Genomic DNA, 21,783 nt, shown 5'->3' on the forward strand with positions numbered 1-21,783 from the left:
GGACGAGGCGATCGACACCGGGCTCCCCGACGTCGTGATGCTCCTGCGCATCCAGCTCGGCGACCAGGTGCGCCCGGAGGGCGGGCTCGGCCACGCGGAGGTAGCTGTCGACGGTCTCGTCGCCGCGGGGCGACCAGGAGATCACGAGCAGGCCGCCCTCCTCGACGACGCGGTCGATCACGTAGCTGCCCTGGCCCGCTCCGCGCAGGAGGGAGGCCGGGATCACCGTCTCGCGCTCGCCGACGGGGGCGATCACGACGCCGCGCTCGTGGAGGCGCAGCACCGCGTTGCCGCGGAAGCCGAGCCCCGGCAGCACGACGCGCTCGAGCGGCTGCTCGAAGCGGGTCGTGGCCACGTACGGGAGGTCGACGCGCTCGACCTCGGCGCCCAGCGAGGACGCGGGCACGGGCTCCGGCGCGAGGGCGGCCGAGCGGCGGCGCCGCGCGCGCCAGGAGAGCAGCATGCCGACGAAGACGAGGACGACGACCGCGGCGATGACGATCGTGATCGCGGCCCTATCCACGGGAGGCCTTCGCGGAGGCGGCGACGACCGCCGCGTCGACGAGCTCGCCGTCCAGCACGGTCGGGAAGCCCCGGTGGAGGGTGGCGACGACGCGGCCCGGCAGCTCGCGACCGAGGTACGGGGAGTTGCCGCTGCGGCCGCGCAGGTCCTCGACGGAGAAGCGGCGTCGCGCCTCCGGGTCGTAGAGCACGACGTTCGCGGCGGCCCCGACGGCGAGGCCGCGGTCGTAGCCGTCGAGCCGGCCGATGCGGGCGGGGGCGGAGGAGAGCACGCGCGCGACGTCGGACCAGCTCATCCGCCCGTCCTCGACGACGGCGGCGTGCACCACGCTCAGCGCGCTCTCGAGGCCGACCATGCCGAACGCCGCGGCGTCCCACTCGCAGTCCTTCGCCTCGACCGGGTGCGGCGCGTGGTCGGTGGCGACGATGTCGATGGTGCCGTCGGCGAGGGCCTCGCGGAGGGCGAGCACGTCCTCGTCGCGGCGCAGCGGCGGGTTCACCTTGAAGCGGGCGTCGTAGCTCGGCCCGTCCTGGCCGGCGACGGCATGCTCGGTGAGGAGCAGGTGGTGGGGGGTGACCTCGGCGGTCACGTCGATCCCCCGGGCCTTCGCCCAGCGGATGACGTCGACCGAGCCCGCGGTCGAGACGTGGCAGACGTGCAGGCGGGAGCCCACGTGCTCGGCGAGGAGCACGTCGCGGGCGATGATCGCCTCCTCGGCCACGGCGGGCCAGCCCTGCAGGCCGAGGGCGCTGGAGACGGCGCCCTCGTTCATCTGCGCGCCCACGGTGAGCCGCGGCTCCTGCGCGTGCTGGGCGACGACTCCGTCGAACGCCTTGACGTACTCGAGAGCGCGGCGCATCAGCAGCGCGTCCGAGACGCACTTCCCGTCGTCCGAGAAGACCCGCACGGCCGCGCGGCTGCGGGCCATCGCGCCGAGCTCGGCGAGCGACTCCCCCGCCAGACCCACCGTCACCGCGCCGATCGGGCGGACCGTCGCGTAGCCGGCGTCCTCGCCCAGGCTCTGCACCTGCTCGACCACGCCCGCGGTGTCCTGCACCGGCGAGGTGTTCGCCATCGCGAAGACGGCGGTGAAGCCTCCGGCAGCCGCAGCTCGCGTCCCGGTGAGGATCGTCTCGCTCTGCTCGAACCCCGGCTCGCGCAGGTGGGTGTGCAGGTCGACCAGGCCGGGCAGCGCCAGCAGGCCGTCGGCGTCGATCACGCGGGCCCCGCGCGAGTCGAGGTCGGCGCCGATCTCGACGATCACGCCCCCGTCGATCAGCAGGTCGGCGGTCGACTCGTCGGCGAGCGTCGCCCCCGAGATCAGGATCCGCTCCGGCGCCGTGCTCTGATGCGGCTGGGCAGTGCTCATCAGTGGACCTCCCGTTCGCCGGACAGCAGCAGGTAGAGCGCGGCCATCCGGACGGACACTCCGTTCGTGACCTGTTCGAGCACCGTGGAGCGGCTCGAATCGGCGGCCGCCGAGGAGATCTCGACGCCCCTGTTCATGGGTCCGGGGTGCATGACGATGGTATCGGGACCCAGCCGGGCGAGCCGCTCGTCGTCGAGGCCCCAGATCCGCGCGTACTCCCGGCCGTTGGGGAAGAACCCGCTCGACATCCGCTCGAGCTGGATGCGCAGGAGCATCACGACGTCGGGGAGCCCGGTGTCGATCGCCTCGTCCAGATCGAAGCGGATGGTCGCGGGCCAGTCGCGCGTGTCGACCGGCACGAGGGTCGGCGGTGCGACCAGGGTCACCTCGGCGCCCAGCGCCGTCAGCAGCCAGACGTTCGAGCGCGCCACCCGCGAGTGCAGGACGTCGCCCACGATCGTGACCGCGACGCCGTCGAGGCTCTTGCCGCGGGACGCGGAGGCGCCGTGCAGGCGCCGGCGGATGGTGAACGCGTCCAGGAGCGCCTGGGTCGGGTGCTCGTGGGTCCCGTCACCGGCGTTGAGGATCGACGCGTCGATCCAGCCGCTCGCCGCAAGAACCGCGGGGGCTCCGGAGGCGCTGTGGCGGATGACCACGCCGTCGGCGCCCATCGCGGCGAGCGTCTGCGCGGTGTCCTTCAGGCTCTCGCCCTTGGAGACGCTGGAGCCCTTCGCGCTGAAGTTGATGACGTCGGCCGAGAGCCGCTTCGCCGCCGCCTCGAACGAGATCCGCGTGCGGGTGGAGTCCTCGAAGAAGAGGTTGACCACGGTCTTCCCGCGCAGGGTCGGCAGCTTCTTGACCTCGCGGTTCTGCACGTCCGCCATGTCCTCGGCGATGTCGAGGAGTGCGATCGCGCTCGCGCGGTCGAGGTCGCGGGTCGAGAGCAGGTGCTTCACGGAGCCGTCTCCTCGCCGGTGGCCTGCGACTCGATCGCGACCAGGTCCTCGCCGTCCGTCTCGACGAGCCGGACGTTGATCCGCTCGCTCAGGCTGCTCGGCAGGTTCTTGCCGACGAAGTCCGCCCGGATCGGGAGCTCGCGGTGCCCGCGGTCGACCAGCGCGGCCAGCCGCACGGCTCGCGGACGGCCGATGTCGCTGAGGGCGTCCAGGGCGGCGCGGATGGTGCGGCCCGAGAAGAGGACGTCGTCGACGAGGACCACTGTCCGGCCGTCGATGCTCGCGGGGACGGCGGTGCGCGCGGGGGTGCGGACCGGGTGCCGGGAGAGGTCGTCGCGGTACATGGTCACGTCGAGGGAGCCGGCGAAGACGGGGGGACCGTCCGGCTCGATCCGCGCGATCGTCTCGGCGATGCGCCTCGCGAGGGCGACGCCGCGCGTCGGGATGCCGAGGACGACCAGCGACTCGGGGCCGCGGTTCGACTCGAGGATCTCGTGGGCGATGCGCGTGAGCGCTCGCGTGATGTCAGCGCCGTTGAGCACGATTCGTGCCGTCACACCGACCTCCTTCCCCGCCTCACAGGACGGCTGTTAAAGGAAAAGCCGTGTCGAGTATAGGGGCCGTCGCGCGGCCCGCCGGACGGGCAGCCCGGGAACGACCTCGGCCCGCCCGATCACGGGGATCCGGCGGGCCGAGCAGGTCTCCGGGGCGGGTCAGGCCGTCGTGCGGGACTCCGCGACGGAGGCGAGGAGCCCGTTGATGAAGCCCGCCGAGTCGTCGGTCGACAGCGACGTGGCGGCCTCGACGGCCTCCGAGATGGCGACGCCGTCGGGCACCGCGTCGTTGTGCAGGATCTCCCACACCCCGATCCGGAGGATCGCGCGGTCGACCAGCGGCATGCGCGAGAGTGTCCAGCCCTGGGCGAGCCGGGCGATCAGCTCGTCGATCTCGTCGGCGTGGTCGATGACCCCGTCGACGATCTCGCGGGCGTAGAGCCACGAGGCCTCACGGGCCGGCTCGTTCGCCGCCCGCTCGGCCTCGGCGCGCAGCGACTGGGCGAAGCTGATCTGCCGGACGTCGGCGTTGTAGAGGATGTCGAGGGCGCGCTTGCGCGCCTTCGTGCGAGCACTCACGGGAGGCCCGGCTCAGCTGACGCGGCCGAGGTAGTCGCCCGTGCGGGTGTCGACCTTGACCTTCGTGCCCTGCTCGAGGAAGAGCGGGACCTGGATCTGGTAGCCGGTCTCGACCGTCGCGGGCTTGGTGCCGCCGGTCGAGCGGTCGCCCTGGAGGCCCGGCTCCGTGTAGGTGATCTCGAGGACGACCGAGGCGGGGAGGTCGATGTAGAGCGGGTCGCCGTCGTGCAGGGCGAGGGTCACGTTCTGGTTCTCGAGCATGAAGTTCGCCGCGTCGCCGACGACCGCCTCGGGGACGGTGATCTGGTCGTAGTCGCTGGTGTCCATGAACACGAAGTCCGCGCCGTCGCGGTAGAGGTACTGGAAGTCGCGGCGGTCGACGTTGGCCGTGTCGATCTTGGCGCCCGCGTTGAAGGTCTTGTCGACGACCTTGCCCGTGAGGACGTTCTTCATCTTGGTGCGGACGAAGGCGCCGCCCTTGCCCGGTTTGACGTGCTGGAAGTCGATGACGTTCCAGAGCTGGCCGTCGATGCTGAGGACGGTGCCGTTCTTGATGTCGGTGGTAGAGGCCATGCGAAGGGGGATCCGTTTCGGTGGAAGTCTGCGCCGGCGAGCCCGGTACGCGGGCGCGGCGATATCGGCCGGTCCGGCTGACCCGTCGAGTGTAGTCGACGCGGCCCCGTCGGCAGAGGAGTCTGGACGCCGCATGCGAATCGCCCCACCGGTCCGCCGGAGCGCGAGACGGTGGAGGACCGACCCCGAGGCGGAGCACAGGGACGCCGTTCCCGCCGACACCGCCGTGCCGCCCTGGTACTCGATCGTGTTCACCGCGGTGCCGATCGTCATCGCCGTCGTGATCGTGCTCGTCGTGGTGCTGATCGTCGTGAACGTGCGCCGGGCGCGCTCGCTCGGAGTGGATCCGCTGACCCTGCGGACCGACGTCGCGGCCCGCTTCGCGCGCGAGGGTCCCGGCTCCGCCCGCTCGCTGGCGGACCGGCTCGCCGAGCTGGAGGCGCTGCGAGCGGCGGGCACGATCACCGACGCCGAGTACGCCCAGGCGCGGAGGGCCGCCCTGGGCGGAGGCTGACGGCGCCAACCGGGCTCAGCCGAGCCGGACCTACGATCCGATCTCCTGGTACGCCGCGAACAGCAGCGACGTCTCCGGCCCCTGCAGGATGCTCGGGCGGGCGATGTCGTCGAGGACCACGAAGCGGAGCATCCCCGCGCGGGTCTTCTTGTCGCGCTGCATCGCGGCGAGGAGCGTCTCCCATCGTCCGAGCGGGTAGCTCGTCGGCAGGGTCAGCGACTCGAGGACCCGGCGCTGGCGGTCCACCACCGCGTCGCTGAGCGATCCGGTCAGGCGCGAGAGCTCCGCCGCGAACATCATCCCGACGGAGACGGCCGCGCCGTGGCGCCACTGGTAGCGCTCGGCGTGCTCGACCGCGTGCCCGAGGGTGTGCCCGTAGTTCAGGATCTCGCGCAGGCCCTTCTCGGTGAAGTCCTCGCCGACGACCCGCGCCTTGATCCCGATCGACAGCTCGACCAGGCTGCGGAACTCCTCCGACGTCGGGTCGGTGGCCAGGTCGATGTCGGACTCGATGATGTCGAGGATGCGCGGCTCGGCGATCATCCCGTACTTCACGATCTCGCCGAAGCCGGCGAGGATCTCGTTGCGCGGGAGGCTGGTCAGCACGTCGAGGTCGGCGACGACCGCCCGCGGCGCGTGGAAGGCGCCGACGAGGTTCTTGCCCTCGGCCGTGTTGATGCCGGTCTTCCCGCCGACGGCCGCGTCGACCATCCCGAGCACGGTGGTCGGCACCTGCACCAGGTCGACCCCGCGGAGCCAGGTGGCGGCGACGAAGCCGGCCAGGTCGGTGATCGCGCCGCCGCCGAAGCCGACGACCGCGTCCGTGCGGGTGAAGTCCGACTGCCCCATCACCTGCCAGCAGAAGGCAGCCACCTCCACGCGCTTCGCGGCCTCGGCGTCCGGGACCTCGGCGAGCAGCACCTCGTAGCGCTCGAGCAGGCTCTCGCGGATCTCGGCGGCGAGGACCGCGAGGGTCGGCGGGTGCACGATGAGCACCTTCGCGGCCCGGGGGCCGATCGCGTCGGCGAGGCCGTCGAGGAGTCCGCGCCCGACGTGGATGTCGTAGCCGTTCTCTCCGGCGACGGGGATGGCGGTGGTGCCGTCGTTCATGACTGTCTTCCGCTCGGGCGGCTCGTGGCCGCCGGGTCCGATGGTGCAGGGGTGGCGGAGGGGCGCTGCGCGCGCACCCACTCCGCGATCTCGGCGGCGATCAGGGTGATCGGCCGCCGGGAGGTGTCGACCACGGTGTCCGCGAGGGACTCGTAGACCGGGCGCCGCTCGTCGAAGATTCGGACCCAGTCGCCGACCCCGCCGCGCACCAGCGGGCGGGAGCCGGAGCCGAGCCGGTCGCGGACGGCCTCGGCCGTGGTGGTGAGGAGCACGACGGGCACGTCCGCGAGGTCGGCGCGCGTCGCGGGATCGAGCACCGCTCCCCCGCCGAGGCTCAGCACCACGTCGCGACGGACGGCGCGCTCGACGACACGGCGCTCCTCCCGGCGGAAGGCCGGCTCGCCGTGGGCGTCGAAGTAGGGGGCGATCGGGCCGTGGGTGCGCACGAACTCCGCGTCGGAGTCGACGAACCCGGCGCTCAGCGCCTTCGCGACCCGCTTGCCGATCGTCGTCTTGCCGGCGCCCATCGGGCCGATCAGGACGAGGCGGGCGCGGGCCGCGCCGGTATCGTGACCCGCCATCAGCGGGCCGCCGAGGACGCGGCCATCAGGCGAGCCCGAGACCCGGGTCGCTCGCGGCGGCCGTGCGGAGCTCGTCGGGGATGGCGGCGAGGTAGCCCTGCAGGTTGCGGCGGGTCTCGGTGACGCTGTCGCCGCCGAACTTCTCGAGCACGGCGTTCGCGAGCACCAGGGCGACCATCGCCTCCGCGACGACACCGGACGCCGGCACCGCGCAGACGTCGGAGCGCTGGTGGTGGGCGCCGGCCGCCTCGCCGGTGGCGACGTCGACGGTGCGCAGCGCGTGCGGCACGGTCGCGATCGGCTTCATGCCGGCGCGGACCCGCAGCACGGTCCCCGTGCTCATCCCGCCCTCGGTGCCGCCGGCCCGGTCGCTGGACCGGGAGATGCCGGCGGCGGACTGGAAGAGCTCGTCGTGCGCCTCCGAACCGCGGCGGGTGGTGGTGAGGAAGCCGTCGCCGACCTCGACGCCCTTGATCGCCTGGATCCCCATCAGGGCCGCCGCGAGCTGGGAGTCGAGACGACGGTCCCAGTGCACGTAGGAGCCGAGTCCGGGCGGGAGATCGTACGCGAGGACCTCGACCACGCCGCCGAGGGTGTCGCCGTCGTCGTGGGCGCGGTCCACCTCGGCGACCATGAGGGCGCTGGTCGCGGCGTCGTGGCAGCGCAGCGGATCCGCGTCCAGGGCGGCGACGTCGGCCGGGCCGGGCAGCGGCGAGCCCTCGGGCACGCGGACCGGCCCGATGGCGAGGGTGTGGCTGACGAGCGAGACGCCGAGCTCGCCGAGGAAGCGGCGGGCGACGGCGCCGAGGGCGACGCGGGCCGCGGTCTCGCGGGCGGAGGCGCGCTCGAGCACGTTGCGGGACTCGGGGAAGCCGTACTTCTGCATCCCGACGAGGTCGGCGTGGCCCGGGCGGGGCCGGGTGAGCGCGGCGCCGCGGCCCTTGGGCAGGCTCTCGGGGTCGCGGGGCTCCGCCGACATGACGTCGACCCAGCGCGGCCACTCCGTGTTGCCGATGCGCAGGGCGATGGGGCTGCCCATCGTCGCTCCGTGCCGGACGCCGGAGGAGATAGTCAGCTCGTCCTGCTCGAAGTTCATCCGGGCTCCGCGGCCGTAGCCGAGCTTCCGGCGCGCCAGATCGGCGCGGATGTCGTCGAGGGAGACGGGGACGCCCGCCGGCAGTCCTTCGAGGACGGCGACGAGTTCGGGACCGTGGGATTCCCCGGCCGTGAGCCAACGGAGCATCCTCCGATTCTGGCACACGAGGTCAGTGCGCCGGACCCGCCGAGACGGCTCGGCGCATCGCCGCGAGCACCTCGTCCTCACGATCGAGAGGCAGGTCCGGGTCGCCGCCGACGAAGATCCGCACCTGCACGAGTGCCTGGTGGAGCAGCATCCCGAGCCCGGAGACGACCGGGGAGCCGCCCTGCTCCCAGCGCCGGGCGAGAGCGCTCGGCCACGGGGAGTACGCCACGTCGAACAGGGTCGAGCCCGCGACCGCCGCGTCGGGCACGTCGAGGCCGTCAGCCGCCCCGCCGGGGAGCGTCGAGATCACCAGCGGCGCTCCGGTGGACCAGTCGGCGAAGGAGCGGACCGAGATCAGGACGCCGAGCGACTCCGCGAGCGGAGCGAGCTCGACGGCCCTCGACGCCGTCCGCAGGACGAGGTCGACCCGCGCCGCGCCCAGCTCGGCGGCGGCGGCCAGGGCGGAGGCGGCGGTCGCTCCCCCGCCGAGCACCTGGACGCGCTCCGCCGAGACGACGCCCGCCTCGGCGAGGGCGCGCACGATGCCCGCGACGTCGGTGTTGAACCCGCGGAGGCGGGGTGCCGGGCCGGAGCGGTCGACCAGCACGGTGTTGACCGCGCCGGTGGCCCGGGCGACCGCGTCCTCCTCCGCCAGCAGCGGGCGCACCGCGTGCTTGAGCGGCATGGTCAGCGACAGGCCGTGCCAGGGCTCACCGGACACGACCTCGGAGAGGGTCGCCTCCGTCGTCTCGACGGCGCGGTAGCTCCAGTCGAGTCCGAGCACCCGGTACGCGGCCGCGTGCAGCGCGGGCGACTTCGAGTGCGCGATCGGCGCGCCGAGGACCGCGAGGCGGTACCCGGCGGCCGTCACTGGTACTCCGGGTGGTCCCGCATCCAGGCCTGCCACTGGTCGACGGCCGCGTTGTGCTCGGCGTCGGTGGTGGAGTAGACCGTCTCGCCCGTCTCGAGGTTCACCGTGACGAAGTACATCCAGGTGCCGTCCGCGGGGTGCATGACCGCGTCGATCGCCACGTCGCCCGGGTTCGAGATCGGCGCGGGCGGCAGGCCGTCGCGCTGGTAGGTGTTGTAGACGTTGCCGGCGTCGTTCCGCTCGGCGTCCGTGGTCGAGACGCGGTCGGTCGCGCCGGTGCCGTACGCCACGGTCGCGTCCGACTGCAGGCGCCACCCCTGGTCGAGGCGGTTCTGGAACACGCGCGCGACCTTCGGGAAGTCCTCGGCGACGCGGGCCTCGCGCTGCACGAGGGACGCGAACACCACGACGCGGTAGCGGTCGTCCACCGGCACGCCGGCCTGGTCGAGCGACTGGTACATCCGGTCGACCAGGGTCTTCAGGATGTCGTGCGCCGGTGTCGACGGGTCGATGTCGTACGTCGCGGGGAACAGGAACCCCTCGAGGCTCGTCGCCCCGGCCGGGAGCCCGAACGAGCCCCAGTCGGCGGCGGCCGCCTCGAGATCCGTCAGCGCGACCCCGGTACCGTCCGCGATGAGCGGCAGCGCCTCCTTGAGCGCCGTCCCCTCGGGGATGACGAAGGTGTTCGCGAGGCGCGTCGACTCGGAGTCGAGCAGCGCCGACAGTGCGGCCTTGGCGCTCATCTCGGCCTTGAGCGAGTACGCGCCGGGCTGGAAGACGGGCTCCGGGCTCTGAGCGAGGAGCAGGTCGTAGAAGGGGTCGTACGACTTGATGACCCCGTCCGAGACGAGGTTGTTGGCGATGTCGCTGCCGCCGTCGCCCTGGTGGATCGTGAACAGCACCTCGCTCGAGCCGGTGCCGGTGAAGTCGGTCGGCTCGGGCTCGGCGAACAGGCCGCGCACGGGCTCGAGGAAGATCGTCACGGCGATGGCGACGAGCGCGGCGAAGACGCCGAAGGCCAGAAGCCCGCCGATGAGCCCGCGGCGGCTGCGGCGCTTCTTCGCGCCGCCCGTCGCGCGAGCCGCGCGGCGACGCTTCGGGCGCGCGTCCGGGTCGAACGCGGCCGCGTCGTCGCGGCCACGGGGCTCGGGCACGTCGGGCCCGGTGAAGAGGCGGCCCAGCGGATCGTGCGCCTCAGTCGGCGCGGGCTGCTGCTCCGGAGTCGGGTCGGGCGGAGTCGGCTGCGCCTGCTCGGCGGCGCGGGCGTCGCGGCGGCTCGGGGGGACGTCGGTCACGAGGAGGTCCTTCGTTCGGTTCGAGCAGGACTCCGGCCGGGGTGCCGGCCGAGCGCTCGGAATCGATGGCGTGCTGCAGGATCACCACGGCGGCGACCTGGTCGATCACGGCTCGGGAGCCGCGGGTGGTGCGTCCGGAGCGGTGCAGGGCGCTCTGAGCGGTGACCGTCGACAGCCGCTCGTCGACGAGCCGCACCGCGGCGGTGGGCACCGCCTCGGCGAGCAGTCGAGCGAATCCGCGCGCGTCCTCCGTCGAGGCCGTCGCGGCCCCCGACAGCGACAACGGCAGTCCGACGATGATCGCCTGGGCATCGTACTCGGCGGCGAGGTGCGCGATCCGGGAGACGTCCGAGGATCCGCCGTCAGTGCCCGCCCGCGCCACCGTCTCGACGGGCACCGCGAGCAGGCCGTCGGCGTCGCAGCGGGCGACCCCGATGCGGGCACGGCCCACATCGATGCCGAGCCGGACGCCGAACCGGCTCATTCAGCTGGTCGCTTCCTGCACCACGGCCTCGAGCGCCGCGCCGATGGCGGAGACGTCGGAGCCGCCGCCCTGGGCGAGGTCGTCCTTGCCGCCTCCGCCGCCACCGAGGATCCCGGCGGCGCGCCTGGCGAGCGCACCCGCGCGGCGGCCCTGGTCGCGGGCGGCCTGGTTGGTGGCGACGATCACCGCGGGCTTGCCCGAGACGTCGGCGGCGAGCGCGACGACGGCCGGCTCCTGGCCGAGCCGCTCGCGGACGGAGGTCACGAGGGAGCGCAGCTCGTCGGTCGATCCCGCGGTGCCGATGCTCTCGGCGACGACGGTCGTGCCGCCCACCGTGCGACGGGTCGCGGCGAGGGCGGGCACCCGGTCGGCGAGGGCCTTGGCCTCGAACGCGGCGATCCGCTTCTCGGCGGCCTTGAGGCTCGCGACGAGCTCGCCGATCCGCTCGGGGAGCTGCTCGCGCGGGGTCTTCAGCGAGGACGAGATCGTGCTGACGAGGGCGCGCTCGGCGGCGAGCTCCTGGAAGGCCTCGCGGCCCACGAGCGACTCGACGCGGCGGTTGGTCGATCCGACCGAGGACTCGCTGACCAGGCTGATCACGCCGACCTCGGACGAGCGCCCGACGTGGGTGCCCGCGCAGAGCTCGCGCGACCAGGGCCCGCCGATGTCGACCACGCGGACGACGTCGCCGTACTTCTCGCCGAAGAGGGCCATCGCGCCGAGCGCCTTCGCCTCGTCGATCGGGAGCTCGCGCGTGACGACCTCGAGGTTGTCACGGATCGCCGTGTTGGCGATCTCCTCGATCTCGCTGCGGGTCTCGAGCGAGAGGGCCTGGTTCCACGAGAAGTCCAGGCGCAGGTAGCCCGCCTTGTTGTAGGAACCGGACTGGTGCGCCTGCGGGCCGAGCACCTGGCGCAGCGCGGCGTGGATGAGGTGCGTGCCCGAGTGCGCCTGCGTGGCGCCCCGGCGCCAGTCGCGGTCGACGACGGAGGTGGCGGCGTCGCCCACTCCGACCTCGCCGCTGGCGACCTGGACCTTGTGGCTGATGAGCCCCTTGACGGGCTTCTGCACGTCGAGGACCTCGAGATCGAAGCCGGAGCCGACGATGCGGCCGGCGTCGGCCTCCTGGCCGCCCGACTCCGCGTAGAGGCTGGTCGCCTCGAGGATCACCTCGGCGATGTCGCCCGCGACCGCCTTCGTGACGGAGTGCCCGCCGACGATGAGGCCGAGGATGCGCGTCTCAGTGTCGAGCACGTCGTAGCCGGTGAACAGCGTCTCGCCGTGGGCGCGGAAGTCGGCGTAGACCGAGAGATCAGCCAGCGCCGACTTCTTCGACTTCGCGTCGGCCTTCGCACGCGTGCGCTGCGCGGTCATGAGGGAGTCGAACGCATCGCGGTCGACCGTCAGACCCGACTCCTCGGCGATCTCGAGGGTGAGGTCGATCGGGAACCCGAAGGTGTCGTGCAGGAGGAACGCGGTGTCGCCCGGCAGCGTCGGCGACTCGGCCTTCTTCGTCTTCAGGACCGCGAGGTCGAGGATCTCGGTGCCGGCTGCGAGGGTGCGCAGGAACGCCTCCTCCTCGCCGTAGGCGCTGGTCGAGAGGCGCTCGAACTCCGTGGACACCTCGGGGTAGGCCGACGCCATCGCGTCGCGCGAGGCGGCGAAGAGCTCGGGGAACGTCGCGGTGTCCACTCCGAGCAGGCGCATGGCGCGCACCGTGCGGCGCATCAGGCGGCGGAGGATGTAGCCGCGCCCCTCGTTCGACGGCGTCACGCCGTCCGACAGCAGCATCAGCGAGGAGCGCACGTGGTCGGCGATGACGCGCATGCGGACGTCGTCCTCGTGGACGGCTCCGTAGCGGCGGCCCGAGAGCTCGGCGGCGCGATCGAGGACCGGACGGACCTGGTCGATCTCGTACATGTTCTCGACGCCCTGCTTGAGGAAGGCGACGCGCTCGAGGCCCATGCCGGTGTCGATGTTCTTGCGCGGCAGCTCGCCGAGGACGTCGAAGTCGACCTTGCTCGTGCCCTCGCCGCGGAGGTACTGCATGAAGACGAGGTTCCAGATCTCGACGTAGCGGTCGTCGTCCGTCGCCGGGCCGCCGTCGATCCCGTAGGCGGGGCCGCGGTCGAAGAAGATCTCGGAGCAGGGGCCTGCGGGGCCGGGCTGGCCGGTCGACCAGTAGTTGGTGTCCTTGTCCAGGCGCTGGATGCGCTCGTCCGGCAGTCCCGCGATCGTCTTCCAGAGCGCGATCGCCTCGTCGTCGTCCTTGTAGACGGTGACCCAGAGGTCCTTCTCGTCGAAGCCCAGTCCCCCGTCGCTCTCGGCGCCGGTGAGCAGCTCCCAGGCGTAGCCGATCGCCCCCTCCTTGAAGTAGTCGCCGAAGGAGAAGTTGCCGTTCATCTGGAAGAAGGTGCCGTGACGAGGCGTCTTGCCGACCTCCTCGATGTCGTTGGTGCGGATGCACTTCTGCACGCTGGTGGCACGCGGGTAGGGCGCGGGGACCACTCCGGTGAGGTAGGGCACGAACGGCACCATGCCGGCGACGGTGAAGAGGAGGCTCGGGTCCTCGCTCACGAGGGAGGCGGAGGGGACCACGGTGTGGCCGCGGCTCCCGAAGAAGTCGAGCCAGCGGTTGCGGATGTCTGCGGTCTGCATGGGTTCCGTTACGGTTCGGTCGGTGACGACGCGGATGTCGGGCGGCGGGGCGTCAGCCCTCGCCGATGGCGGCCTTCAGTTCGGCCTCGCGCTGGTGGTAGCCCTCGGAGACGGCCTCGCCGAGCTCCTTCGCGGTGCGGTTGATGTCGGCGAAGAGCCGGGCGCCCGCCTCGGTGCGCGAGACCTGGTGGGCGACCGCGAATCCGAGGCCGATCCCGATGACGATCAGGAGGATGTTCTTCACGGGGTGTCCTTCCACAGCGGCGGGGCGGGCGCGACGGCGCGACGACCCGTTCGATTCTAGGGCGCGGGCGCGGCGCTACTTCGAGCGCGGGCGCTTCGTGCGCTTCGCGGCGGAGCGGCCGACCGCGGCTCCGGCCTTGTCGGCCGTCCGTCCGGCGACCAGCACGGCGCGGACTCCGGCGGTGAAGCCGGCGAGCTTGATGAGCGGACCGCCGACGGTCGCGGCCGTGAGAGCGACGAGCGCATTGACGTTGCCGGTGACCTCGGCGACGTCCTTGGTGATCGTGTCCACCCGCGCGAGCTGGTGGTTGGCCTCGCGGAGGGTGGAGGCCGACTCGTCGAGGATCGGCGTCAGGCCGTCGCTGGCCTGCTTGATGGCCTCGCTCGTGCTGTCGAAGACGCGCCCGAGCTTCCAGAGCGGGACGGCGGTGATCGCCACCAGGATCGCGAACACCCCCGCGGCGATGAGCCCTGCGATGTCTCCACCGGTCACGGTGACCTCCGTTCGATGCCGCCCAGCGCGGCACTCCAGCCTACCGACGGGCCGCGAGAGGGTCGGACGCGGGGACGGGCGCTCGGCTCGGGCGCGACGGCCGGATCGAGCGCAGCGCGGGACTCTCGGAGCGCGGCGGGCACTCCGGATCGCGACCCCGGGAACGGAAAAGGCCCCGGTGCGGACACCGGGGCCTTTCTCTGCGGGGCTGGACTCAGCGGGCCGCGTAGTACTCGACGACGAGCTGCACTTCGCAGGTCACGGGGACCTCGGCGCGCTTCGGGCGGCGCAGGAGCGTCGCCTGCAGCTTGTCGATCTCGACCTCGAGGTAGCCCGGGGTCTTGGGGAGGACGTCGACGTGTCCACCGGCGGCGGCGACCTGGAAGGGCTCGGTGCCCTCGGAGCGGGTCTTGACGTGGATGACCTGGCCCGGCTTCACGCGGAAGGAGGGGCGGTCGACCGTCTTGCCGTCCACCATGATGTGGCGGTGGGTGACGAACTGGCGGGCCTGCGCGGTGGTACGGGCGAAGCCCGAGCGCAGGACGAGGGCGTCGAGGCGCATCTCGAGGAGCTCGACCAGGTTCTCACCGGTCAGGCCCTGGGTGCGGCGCGCCTCCTGGAAGGCGATGCGGAGCTGCTTCTCGCGGATGCCGTACTGGGCGCGCAGACGCTGCTTCTCACGCAGGCGGACCGCGTAGTCGGAGTCGGCCTTGCGCTTCGAGCGGCCGTGCTCGCCGGGAGCGTAGGGACGCTTCTCGAGGTAGCGGGCGGCCTTCGGGGTCAGGGGGATGCCGAGGGCGCGCGAGAGGCGCGTCTTCGAGCGGGTACGGGACGTGGTCGACACAGTGGTCCTTCCAAGGTCTGAGAGGTTCGGTCGCAGCTCTCGACCGCCGGCTCCGGGAGGAGGGCGGACGCCGCGGTCGTGTCCTCCGCGGGTGCGGGGGAAGGGTGACCGCAGTGGCGGGCTGCGCGATTCAGAGGGATGCGCTGCTCCGCTCGGCTACAGAGCGGTGGGCAACCTCGCAAGACTATCAGGCCACGGCCTCCCGTGCGGGTCGCGCGAGTTCGCGGTCGGCGCGGTCAGCCCCGGTCGCCGCGGATGATGCGCAGGAGCTTCGCCAGTCGTGCGGAGACGTCGCGCTCGTTGCCGTGCTCGGTGGGCCGGTAGTACCGCGCGCCCTGGAGCGGGTCCGGGAGGTACTGCTGCTCGAGGACGCCGAGGTCGGCGTCGTGCGGGTACCGGTAGCCCTTCCCGTGGCCGAGCTTCTTGGCGCCGGGGTAGTGCGCGTCGCGCAGGTGCGCCGGCACCCGACCCGCGCGGCCCGCGCGCACGTCCGCGATGGCCGCGTCGATGGCGGAGTAGGACGCGTTCGACTTCGGGGCGGTCGCCAGGTGCACGACCGCCTGGGCGAGCGGGATGCGCCCCTCCGGCATGCCGATGAACTGCACGGCGTCGGCCGCGGCGATCGCGACGACGAGCGCCTGCGGGTCGGCCATGCCGATGTCCTCGGACGCGGAGACGATGATGCGGCGGGCGATGAACCGCGGATCCTCCCCCGCCTCGATCATCCGGGCCAGGTAGTGCAGCGCCGCGTCGACGTCCGAGCCCCGGATGGACTTGATGAAGGCGCTGATGACGTCGTAGTGCTCGTCGCCGTTGCGGTCGTAGCGCAGCAGGGCGCGGTCGACGGCGCGCGCGACGACCTCGGTCGTGATCACGGGGAGCGCGGGCTCCTCGGCGGCGGCCTCGACGGGAGCGCCCTCGTCGTCCTCGTCCTCCTCGTCCGGGTCCTCCGCGGCGGCGGCGCGGGCGACCCGGTCGGCCTCGCGGGCCTCCGAGCGGGCGGAGGTGGCGGCGGCCTCGAGCGCGGTCAGCGCCCGCCGGGCGTCTCCGGAGGCGAGCCGCACGATGCTCGCCCGGGCCTCCTCCTCCAGCGTCACCGAGTCGCGCAGACCCCGCTCGTCGTGCAGGGCGCGGTCGACCAAGACGCCCAGGTCGTCGTCGCTGAGCGGCTCGAGGGTCAGCAGGAGCGAGCGCGAGAGCAGCGGCGCGATCACCGAGAACGAGGGGTTCTCGGTCGTGGCCGCGATGAGGATGACCCACCCGTTCTCGACCCCGGGCAGCAGTGCGTCCTGCTGCGCCTTGGTGAAGCGGTGGATCTCGTCGAGGAAGAGCACGGTGGACGTGCCGTAGAGGTCGCGGGTGGAGAGTGCCTCCTCCATCACCTGCCGCACGTCCTTCACGCCCGCCGTGACGGCGGAGAGCTCGACGAAGCGGCGGCCGCTGGAGTGGGCCACCGCCTGCGCGAGCGTGGTCTTGCCCGTGCCGGGAGGGCCCCAGAGGATCACGGACACCGCTCCCCGCTCCCCCGTCGTGTCGGCGGCGAGGGCGACCAGGGGCGAGCCGGGCGTCAGGAGGTGGCGCTGGCCGGCGACCTCCTCGAGGCTGCGCGGCCGCATCCGCACGGCGAGCGGAGTCGCCCCGGAGCGGAGTCCGGCCTGCTGCATGGTCATGCCCCCAGCGTAACGACGGCCTCCGACAGAGCCCCGGCCCGACTGCCCGGCGCGACGGAGCGGCGTTTGTCGCGCCTCCGGCGGTTCTCGTAGGCTCGACGCGGCCTGCGTGCGCGGGCCGCCGCGCCGAAGCCGCGCGGACGAGGACGTCGGAGGAACACGTGGCCCAGGGCAAGTCGAACGACCGCGAGGCGCGCACCCGGCTCCGGGCCTACCAGGCCCGTCAGAGCCTCCACCGCTCGAGGCAGAAGCGGCGCGTGCGCGACAACGTGATCGCGGCGATCGCCGCCGTCGTCGTGATCGGGCTCGCGGTCGTCGCCCAGATCCTCTACTTCTCCGGCGGCCCCGGCACCCCGGTCGCCGAGCCGACGTCCTCCTCCTCCGCGACCCCGACGCCCGAGGCGACGGGGGCGAACACCGGCGACGTCCCCTCCTCCGACATCGCCGAGGGCCGCGACTGGACGGGCACGCTCACGATCGGCGAGGACCCGCTGGGCATCACGCTCGCCGGCGCCGCTGCCCCGCAGGCGGTGTCCTCCTTCATCTCGCTGACGCAGTCCGGCTTCTACGACGGCGTCTCCTGCCACCGCCTCACCACGGAGGGCCTCTACGTCCTCCAATGCGGCGACCCGAACGGCGACGGCACCGGCGGCCCCGGCTACAGCTACGGCCCCGTCGAGAACGCGCCCGAGGACGGCGTCTACCCGGCCGGGACCATCGCGATGGCCCGCCAGGGCGGCAACGGCTACAGCCAGGGAAGCCAGTTCTTCGTCGTCTACCAGGACACGACCCTGCCCGCCGACGCGGCCGGCGGGTACACCGTGCTCGGGCAGGTCACCTCGGGACTCGACGCCCTCGTCAGCGACGTCGTGTCGAAGGGCACGGCCGACGGATCGGGTGACGGCGCCCCCGCCGAGCCCGTGACCATCACCTCCGTCTCCGTCCAGTAGCCGCACCCGCGGCGTCGTCACGGTCCGCCCGCGCGGGGAGTGCAATAGGCTTGTCGTCACTGCCCGTTCGCGGCCGAGCGCGGTCTTCGGCCCTCCGGCCGTCGAGCCCCACCGGCCGACGACGCGACGGGCACCGAGAAGCACGACATCGAACAGCAAGGTGAGGCTCCGAGCGATGAGTGACCAGCAGCCGTGGGGACGGGTCGGCGACGACGGGACGGTCTACGTCCGCGTCGGCGACGGGGAGCGAGAGGTCGGCCAGTACCCCGATGCGACTCCCGAGGAGGCGCTCGCCTACTACGAGCGCAAGTACACGGAGCTCGCCGGGCAGGTCTCCCTGCTCGAGCAGCGCGCCAAGCGGGGCGCACCCGCCGGAGACGTCGCCCGCACGGTGCAGTCGCTGTCCGCGGCCATCGCGCAGGCGAACGCCGTCGGCGACCTCGAGTCGCTGCAGACCCGGGTCGACGCGCTGAGCGGCTCCGTCGAGGATCTGACCGAGCAGCAGGCGGCCGAGTCGAAGGCCGCGCTGTCCGAGGCCCTCGCCCACCGCGAGGCCATCGTCGCCGAGGCCGAGGCCCTGGCGGCGGTCGACCCGGCGAAGACGCAGTGGAAGCAGGCCAGCGCCGCGATCGACGACCTCTTCGCCCGCTGGCAGAACCACCAGCAGCAGGGCCCGCGCCTTCCCAAGAACGACGCGAACGAGCTGTGGCGCCGGTTCCGCGGAGCGCGCACCACGATCGAGCAGAACCGCAAGGCGTTCTTCGCCGACCTCGACTCCGCGCACCGCGAGGCCAAGCAGGCCAAGCAGGCGCTCATCGACCAGGCCGAGTCGCTGGTGCCGCAGGGCGCCGATGCCATCCCGGACTACCGCGCGCTCCTGGAGCGCTGGCGGGTCGCAGGCCGCGCAGGCAAGCGGTTCGACGACGCGCTCTGGGCGCGCTTCAAGGCCGCCGGCGACGCGATCTACGGCGCCAAGGCCGAGATCGTCGCGCAGGAGAGCGTCGAGTACACCGAGAACCTCGACCTCAAGCTCGCCCTCCTCGAGGAGGCGGAGCCGCTCCTGCAGGAGCAGGACCGCGAGAAGGCCAAGCGGGTGCTGCTCTCGATCCAGGAGCGCTGGGACGCCGTCGGCCGCGTGCCGCGCGAGCAGGTGCGCACCGTCGAGGACCGCCTCCGCAAGGTCGAGGCGCACGTCCGCAAGCTCGACGAGGAGCACTGGAACCGCAGCAACCCGGAGCGCAAGGCCCGCTCCGAGGGTCTCGCCTCGCAGCTGACCGCCGCGATCCAGAAGCTCCAGGACGAGCTCGACGAGGCGAAGGCGCGCGGCGACCGCGACGCGATCGCCCAGGCTCAGGAGGCGCTCGACGCCCGCAAGGTCTGGCTCGACGCGATCGGCTAGACCCGCGCCGGCGGATCCCTCCACAGATCCGCTCGCGACGCTCCGGAGGGGAGGCGCATCGGCCAGCATGGCCGGATGCGCCTCCCCTCCGTGCTCCTCCCCGGGCACCTCCCTCTCGCGGAGCTGTGCGCCGCCCGCCTCGACGGCGAGCTGGTCGCGCTCGACGAGGGCTTCCTCGTCGCGGACCTGCCCCTGGGGGCGTCCGAGCGGGCCGCCTCCCTGCGCTCGTTGCTCCCCCGCGGCGCCGTCGCCGATCGTCTCTCCGCCGCATGGGTGCACGGGGCGACGCACGGCCCGCCGCCGGTGCACAGCGCCTCGATCGACCGGCGGAAGCGCCGACAGGCGCCGTCGAACCCCCGCCTGCGCTGCCACGAGGTCCTGCTCGACGAGGACGACGTCGTCCTCCTCGGCGGCGCGCCGGTCACGTCGCCTGCTCGCACGCTGATCGACCTCGCCCGGACGGAGGACGCGGGCGCGATCCTCCGGGCGCTCTCTCGGAGCACCCGGACCGGCCTCGACGCCGTCCTCGCGAGGCTGGAGGAGGGCAGCGCCGTCGCCGGACGGAGGATCGTCGGACGACGGCTGCGGGCGGCGCTCGGCGAGGCGCCGCCCGGGGATCAGCCCGCGTTCACCCGGTAGACGTCGTAGACGGCGTCGATCCGGCGCACGGCGTTCAGCACGCGGTCCAGGTGGGTGGTGTCGCCCATCTCGAAGACGAACCGGCTGATCGCCAGCCGGTCGCTCGAGGTGGAGACCGTCGCCGAGAGGATGTTGACGTGGTGCTCCGAGAGCACGCGCGTCACGTCGCTCAGCAGGCCCGAGCGGTCCAGCGCCTCGACCTGGATCTGCACGAGGAAGATGCTCTTGGAGGACGGCGCCCACTCGACGTCGACGATCCGCTCCGGCTCCTTCAGCAGCTCCTGCACGTTGTGGCAGTTCGCCTGGTGCACGGAGACGCCGGCTCCCCGCGTCACGAATCCGACGATCTGATCGCCCGGAACCGGGGTGCAGCACTTCGCGAGCTTCACCAGGATGTCCGGCGCGCCCTTCACGAGGACACCCGACTCGCTGCTCCGGCTCCGCGGCCGGGGCGAGCGCGGGAGGGTGACCTCGTTCTCGTCCGACTCCGGATCGCCCTGGATGGAGGAGACGACCTTCTCGAGCACCGACTGGGTCGAGACGTGGCCCTCGCCGACGGCCGCGTAGAGCGCCTCGACGTCGTTGTAGCGCAGCTGGCTGGCCACCTCGGTGAAGGTGTCCTGGCTCATCAGCTTCTGCAGCGGCAGGTTCTGCTTCCGCATCGCCCGGGCGATGGAGTCCTTGCCCTGCTCGATCGCCTCGTCGCGCCGCTCCTTGGTGAACCACTGCCGGATCTTGTTGCGGGCCCGGGGGCTCTGCACGAAGTGGAGCCAGTCCTGACTCGGTCCCGAGTCGGGGTTCTTCGAGGTGAAGACCTCGACCACGTCGCCCGTCGTCAGAGCCGACTCCAGCGGCACGAGGCGCCCGTTGACCTTGGCGCCCATCGTCCGGTGCCCGACCTCGGTGTGCACCGCGTAGGCGAAGTCGACCGGGGTCGCACCGGTCGGCAGGCCGATCACGCGTCCCTTCGGGGTGAAGACGTAGACCTCCTTGGCGCCGATCTCGAAGCGGAGGGAGTCGAGGAACTCGTTCGGGTCTGTGGTCTCCGACTGCCAGTCCGAGAGGTGCGCGAGCCAGGCGAGGTCGGTGTCGTTCGATCCGGAGGTGGGCACCTTGCCGGTGGCCATCTGCTCCTTGTACTTCCAGTGCGCCGCGATGCCGAACTCCGCGTGCTGGTGCATCTCGTTGGTGCGGATCTGGATCTCGACCGCACGCCCCTTCGGCCCGACGACCGTCGTGTGCAGCGACTGGTAGAGGTTGAACTTCGGAGTGGCGATGTAGTCCTTGAACCGGCCCGGCATCGGCGTCCAGCGGGCGTGGATCGAGCCGAGCACGGCGTAGCAGTCGCGCACCGAGTTCACGAGGACGCGGATGCCGACCAGGTCGTAGATCTCGTCGAACTCGCGACCGCGGACGACCATCTTCTGGTAGATCGAGTAGTACTGCTTCGGCCGGCCGACGACACGACCGCGGATCCGCCCGGCTCGCAGGTCCTCGCTGATCAGGTCGATGACGTTCTGCACGAACTCCTCGCGCTGCGGCGTCCGCCGCTTCACCAGGCTCTCGATCTCGTTGTAGATCTTGGGGTAGAGCACCGCGAAGGACAGGTCCTCGAGCTCCCACTTGATCGCCTGGATGCCGAGGCGGTGCGCCAGCGGCGCGTAGATCTCGAGAGTCTCGGTGGCCTTGCGGGCGGCGGATTCGGCGGGGACGAAACCCCAGGTCCGCGCGTTGTGGAGGCGGTCGGCGAGCTTGATGATCAGGACGCGGATGTCCTTCGACATCGCCACGATCATCTTGCGGACGGTCTCGGCCTGCGCGCTGTCGCCGTACTTGACCTTGTCGAGCTTGGTGACGCCGTCGACGAGCATCGCGACCTCGTCGCCGAAGTCCGCGCGGAGCTCGTCGAGCTGGTAGTCGGTGTCCTCGACGGTGTCGTGCAGCAGCGCGGCGGCGATCGTCTTCGAGCCGATGCCGAGGTCGGCGAGGATCTGCGCGACGGCCAGCGGATGAGTGATGTAGGGCTCGCCGCTGCGGCGCTTCTGGTTCGCGTGCGCCCGCTCCGCGACCGAGTACGCGCGCTCGATCAGCGCGATGTCGCTCTTCGGATGGTGCATCCGGACGGTGCGGACGAGGGTGTCGACAGCACCGGAGGGCTGCGCGCGCGAGAAGATCCGCGGGACCAGTCTGCGCAGGGCAGCGGTCGAGGACGTCGTCGTCGTTTCCGTCACGCGA

General features: G+C 72.4%; 21 protein-coding genes and 1 pseudogene. 4 read left to right on the top strand and 18 right to left on the bottom strand.

Annotation, left to right across the window (positions count from 1 at the left end; all coding sequences use genetic code 11):
• From C5C53_RS08995 to efp, 6 genes are all read right to left on the bottom strand, one after another.
• Window positions 1–523 (bottom strand): hypothetical protein (locus C5C53_RS08995; protein WP_104267365.1); only part of this gene is annotated, 523 nt, incomplete at its 3' end.
• A complete protein-coding gene (locus C5C53_RS09000) occupies window positions 516–1,892 on the bottom strand; it encodes a dihydroorotase (RefSeq protein ID WP_104267366.1) in 1,377 nt (458 codons plus the stop codon). The genes C5C53_RS09000 and C5C53_RS08995, both read right to left, overlap by 8 nt.
• Entirely contained in the window at window positions 1,892–2,848 is a 957-nt protein-coding gene (locus tag C5C53_RS09005) for an aspartate carbamoyltransferase catalytic subunit (protein WP_104224749.1), read from the bottom strand. The genes C5C53_RS09000 and C5C53_RS09005 overlap by 1 nt, the downstream gene beginning before the upstream one ends.
• Window positions 2,845–3,405: a bifunctional pyr operon transcriptional regulator/uracil phosphoribosyltransferase PyrR gene (gene pyrR, locus C5C53_RS09010; protein WP_104224750.1), complete on the bottom strand. Its 561-nt coding sequence runs from the start codon at window positions 3,403–3,405 to the stop codon at window positions 2,845–2,847. Before pyrR ends, C5C53_RS09005 begins: the two co-directional genes overlap by 4 nt.
• A gap of 156 nt (window positions 3,406–3,561) precedes the next feature.
• The gene (nusB, locus tag C5C53_RS09015; protein WP_104224751.1) at window positions 3,562–3,981 is read right to left on the bottom strand and encodes a transcription antitermination factor NusB; all 420 of its coding nucleotides are present in this window, start codon (window positions 3,979–3,981) and stop codon (window positions 3,562–3,564) included.
• Between the two features lie 12 nt (window positions 3,982–3,993).
• Window positions 3,994–4,554: an elongation factor P gene (gene efp, locus C5C53_RS09020; RefSeq protein ID WP_068210208.1), complete on the bottom strand. Its 561-nt coding sequence runs from the start codon at window positions 4,552–4,554 to the stop codon at window positions 3,994–3,996.
• Window positions 4,555–4,687: 133 nt separating this feature from the next.
• Here efp and C5C53_RS09025 point away from each other — a divergent pair, with 133 nt between their 5' ends.
• A complete protein-coding gene (locus tag C5C53_RS09025; RefSeq protein WP_146076633.1) occupies window positions 4,688–5,068 on the top strand; it encodes an SHOCT domain-containing protein in 381 nt (126 codons plus the stop codon).
• 30 nt (window positions 5,069–5,098) lie between these two features.
• Here C5C53_RS09025 and aroB read toward each other — a convergent pair whose 3' ends face one another.
• From aroB to C5C53_RS09080, 11 genes and pseudogenes are all read right to left on the bottom strand, one after another.
• Entirely contained in the window at window positions 5,099–6,178 is a 1,080-nt protein-coding gene (gene aroB / locus C5C53_RS09030; protein WP_104225324.1) for a 3-dehydroquinate synthase, read from the bottom strand.
• The gene (locus C5C53_RS09035; RefSeq protein ID WP_104225325.1) at window positions 6,175–6,759 is read right to left on the bottom strand and encodes a shikimate kinase; all 585 of its coding nucleotides are present in this window, start codon (window positions 6,757–6,759) and stop codon (window positions 6,175–6,177) included. The genes aroB and C5C53_RS09035 overlap by 4 nt, the downstream gene beginning before the upstream one ends.
• A gap of 25 nt (window positions 6,760–6,784) precedes the next feature.
• Window positions 6,785–8,002, bottom strand: coding sequence for a chorismate synthase (gene aroC, locus C5C53_RS09040; protein ID WP_104251091.1), 1,218 nt, complete (start codon window positions 8,000–8,002; stop codon window positions 6,785–6,787).
• Window positions 8,003–8,024: 22 nt separating this feature from the next.
• Window positions 8,025–8,873: a shikimate dehydrogenase gene (locus C5C53_RS09045; protein WP_258075402.1), complete on the bottom strand. Its 849-nt coding sequence runs from the start codon at window positions 8,871–8,873 to the stop codon at window positions 8,025–8,027.
• Window positions 8,870–10,168 carry an endolytic transglycosylase MltG gene (gene mltG, locus C5C53_RS09050; RefSeq protein ID WP_104313171.1) on the bottom strand — a complete coding sequence of 433 codons (1,299 nt, stop codon included), beginning with the start codon at window positions 10,166–10,168 and terminating at the stop codon, window positions 8,870–8,872. Before mltG ends, C5C53_RS09045 begins: the two co-directional genes overlap by 4 nt.
• Window positions 10,169–10,175: 7 nt before the next feature.
• A pseudogene (gene ruvX, locus C5C53_RS09055) lies at window positions 10,176–10,652 on the bottom strand (Holliday junction resolvase RuvX); the annotation flags it as partial.
• Complete coding sequence (gene alaS, locus C5C53_RS09060; RefSeq protein WP_104267369.1) at window positions 10,653–13,310, bottom strand: alanine--tRNA ligase; 2,658 nt, start codon at window positions 13,308–13,310, stop codon at window positions 10,653–10,655.
• Between the two features lie 52 nt (window positions 13,311–13,362).
• Window positions 13,363–13,554, bottom strand: coding sequence for a hypothetical protein (locus C5C53_RS09065; RefSeq protein WP_104225329.1), 192 nt, complete (start codon window positions 13,552–13,554; stop codon window positions 13,363–13,365).
• A 75-nt stretch (window positions 13,555–13,629) separates the two neighbouring features.
• Window positions 13,630–14,046: a DUF948 domain-containing protein gene (locus C5C53_RS09070; RefSeq protein ID WP_104224759.1), complete on the bottom strand. Its 417-nt coding sequence runs from the start codon at window positions 14,044–14,046 to the stop codon at window positions 13,630–13,632.
• Window positions 14,047–14,260: 214 nt separating this feature from the next.
• Window positions 14,261–14,890, bottom strand: a complete 630-nt coding sequence (gene rpsD / locus C5C53_RS09075; RefSeq protein WP_068210518.1) for a 30S ribosomal protein S4 — start codon at window positions 14,888–14,890, stop codon at window positions 14,261–14,263.
• 236 nt (window positions 14,891–15,126) lie between these two features.
• Window positions 15,127–16,560, bottom strand: coding sequence for a replication-associated recombination protein A (locus C5C53_RS09080; RefSeq protein WP_104225330.1), 1,434 nt, complete (start codon window positions 16,558–16,560; stop codon window positions 15,127–15,129).
• A gap of 161 nt (window positions 16,561–16,721) precedes the next feature.
• Between C5C53_RS09080 and C5C53_RS09085 the strand changes: the two genes are divergently transcribed.
• From C5C53_RS09085 to C5C53_RS09095, 3 genes are all read left to right on the top strand, one after another.
• Complete coding sequence (locus C5C53_RS09085; RefSeq protein ID WP_104267370.1) at window positions 16,722–17,510, top strand: peptidylprolyl isomerase; 789 nt, start codon at window positions 16,722–16,724, stop codon at window positions 17,508–17,510.
• 175 nt (window positions 17,511–17,685) lie between these two features.
• The gene (locus C5C53_RS09090) at window positions 17,686–18,909 is read left to right on the top strand and encodes a DUF349 domain-containing protein (RefSeq protein WP_104267371.1); all 1,224 of its coding nucleotides are present in this window, start codon (window positions 17,686–17,688) and stop codon (window positions 18,907–18,909) included.
• Window positions 18,910–18,984: 75 nt separating this feature from the next.
• Window positions 18,985–19,548: a type IV toxin-antitoxin system AbiEi family antitoxin gene (locus C5C53_RS09095; protein WP_104225333.1), complete on the top strand. Its 564-nt coding sequence runs from the start codon at window positions 18,985–18,987 to the stop codon at window positions 19,546–19,548.
• Here the strand turns inward: C5C53_RS09095 and C5C53_RS09100 are convergent.
• Window positions 19,527–21,779, bottom strand: coding sequence for a bifunctional (p)ppGpp synthetase/guanosine-3',5'-bis(diphosphate) 3'-pyrophosphohydrolase (locus C5C53_RS09100; RefSeq protein WP_104225334.1), 2,253 nt, complete (start codon window positions 21,777–21,779; stop codon window positions 19,527–19,529). The genes C5C53_RS09095 and C5C53_RS09100 overlap by 22 nt on opposite strands.
• Between the last annotated feature and the right edge of the window lie 4 nt (window positions 21,780–21,783).

The sequence above is a fragment of the Rathayibacter sp. AY1E3 genome (assembly GCF_002932235.1).
In the GTDB taxonomy this organism is placed as follows: Bacteria; Actinomycetota; Actinomycetes; order Actinomycetales; family Microbacteriaceae; genus Rathayibacter.

Coding starts and splice junctions, on each gene's coding strand:
- C5C53_RS09000 (WP_104267366.1), bottom strand. CDS start 1,892: ATGAGCACTGCCCAGCCGCATCAGAGCACGGCGCCGGAGCGGATCCTG.
- efp (WP_068210208.1), bottom strand. CDS start 4,554: ATGGCCTCTACCACCGACATCAAGAACGGCACCGTCCTCAGCATCGAC.
- C5C53_RS09025 (WP_146076633.1), top strand. CDS start 4,688: ATGCGAATCGCCCCACCGGTCCGCCGGAGCGCGAGACGGTGGAGGACC.
- aroB (WP_104225324.1), bottom strand. CDS start 6,178: ATGAACGACGGCACCACCGCCATCCCCGTCGCCGGAGAGAACGGCTAC.
- C5C53_RS09035 (WP_104225325.1), bottom strand. CDS start 6,759: ATGGCGGGTCACGATACCGGCGCGGCCCGCGCCCGCCTCGTCCTGATC.
- aroC (WP_104251091.1), bottom strand. CDS start 8,002: ATGCTCCGTTGGCTCACGGCCGGGGAATCCCACGGTCCCGAACTCGTC.
- alaS (WP_104267369.1), bottom strand. CDS start 13,310: ATGCAGACCGCAGACATCCGCAACCGCTGGCTCGACTTCTTCGGGAGC.
- C5C53_RS09080 (WP_104225330.1), bottom strand. CDS start 16,560: ATGACCATGCAGCAGGCCGGACTCCGCTCCGGGGCGACTCCGCTCGCC.
- C5C53_RS09090 (WP_104267371.1), top strand. CDS start 17,686: ATGAGTGACCAGCAGCCGTGGGGACGGGTCGGCGACGACGGGACGGTC.
- C5C53_RS09095 (WP_104225333.1), top strand. CDS start 18,985: ATGCGCCTCCCCTCCGTGCTCCTCCCCGGGCACCTCCCTCTCGCGGAG.